Here is a 1193-nt window from a genome sequence, read left to right as displayed (position 1 = left end):
CAAACAGGCTCAACATTAAAATGATCCGGCGCTTTCTTTAGAGTGGGTGTCTTGATAGTACCTCAATGTCAAATGTAAGGCTTGACCCCTCTATTCTGGAGGTTCAGACTGAGGGTGGTACAGCGTAAGTTTGCTCACCAATACCTCACACAACGAGCTAGCGATATATATCAATAAATTCACCTAAAGGTGGATCATTATCCAACAACTCGTATTGTTCAATATCGCCCCATTTATTACCAACATCATCCCTAATAGGAAAATAAAGTAACGATACCCCAGTGCATGACTTTTTGTTCGGGTTCAATCCCCTAAACTGATAACCGTCTTTTTCTGGTATTCTGTATTTTTTCAATAATTCTCCACTCTCTGAGTAAACGTAAATGGAGGATTTCATATATTCACTAACGTACACACGCTTAGCTACAGCCGAATAAACGGGCCTAGCTATCGTTGAAAATTCAAGAGAAAACAGCTTGCCTTCAAGTTCCCATGACAAAATTGTAAAAGCGTTTTTACCTTCTCCCTTTTTTTCGAATTTAATATTCATTAATTATCCAGCTTTTTAATATCAACAATTTCTAAGTATGGATCATTAGTAAAGTCGTTATATTCGTTTGGCCTGGCGTTAGCCCAAGACACTTTAGGGTCTTTAAAGGTGATTTGAGATCCACCGCCCTTTAAATAAGTGCTGCCATCTATTTGGGGTCCCACTGGACCTTCATAAACATCGAAAGGCTTTCTTACTTTGTAAGTCACTACATTATCAAGCGTTGGCTTCCATTCTTCTTTAATTGCTAAGTTTTGTCGGCCATACTGCGTATTAACAATATTATCGGTTGTGCCAAATCTTCCTGGCACATCTTCCATGTTCTTATCAACAATCATGTTGAAAGTTTCACCTGGCTGCATTGTTCTGACATTTGAGGCGGGATCGTAACCGTGAGGCCACGGAGATTGTTTTTGCTTTAAATCGGCATATGCGGCAGCGGCATCTTTAGAGTTACTAAATTGTCCTTTGTGATCCTTCTGAAATTCGTTCCAAGTATTTTCCTTACAACTCAGACCATAAGGATCAATCCAAGTGACAGGATTCGGCGCATACTGATAACAATTCACCCCACCCAACAACCCAATCGGGTCTTGGCTTATAAACTGGCCGGTACCGGGATTGTAATACCGATGCCGGTTGT

At 40.4% G+C, this 1193-nt stretch carries 2 protein-coding genes; both read right to left on the bottom strand.

All coding sequences use genetic code 11. The features are described from left to right. Positions 1 to 157 precede the first annotated feature (157 nt). Positions 158 to 550 (bottom strand): hypothetical protein, encoded by a 393-nt coding sequence (locus IDZ20_RS05805; RefSeq protein WP_188150486.1) that lies wholly within the window; start codon positions 548 to 550, stop codon positions 158 to 160. After that, positions 550 to 1193: RHS repeat-associated core domain-containing protein (locus IDZ20_RS05800; RefSeq protein WP_188150485.1), on the bottom strand; the 644-nt coding region annotated here is incomplete at its 5' end. The genes IDZ20_RS05805 and IDZ20_RS05800, both read right to left, overlap by 1 nt.

Source organism: Teredinibacter waterburyi (assembly GCF_001922985.1).
Taxonomy (GTDB): domain Bacteria; phylum Pseudomonadota; class Gammaproteobacteria; order Pseudomonadales; family Cellvibrionaceae; genus Teredinibacter; species Teredinibacter waterburyi.
The sequence above is the reverse complement of the archived record's forward strand: the minus strand, read 5'-3'. Positions and strand labels throughout refer to the sequence as shown.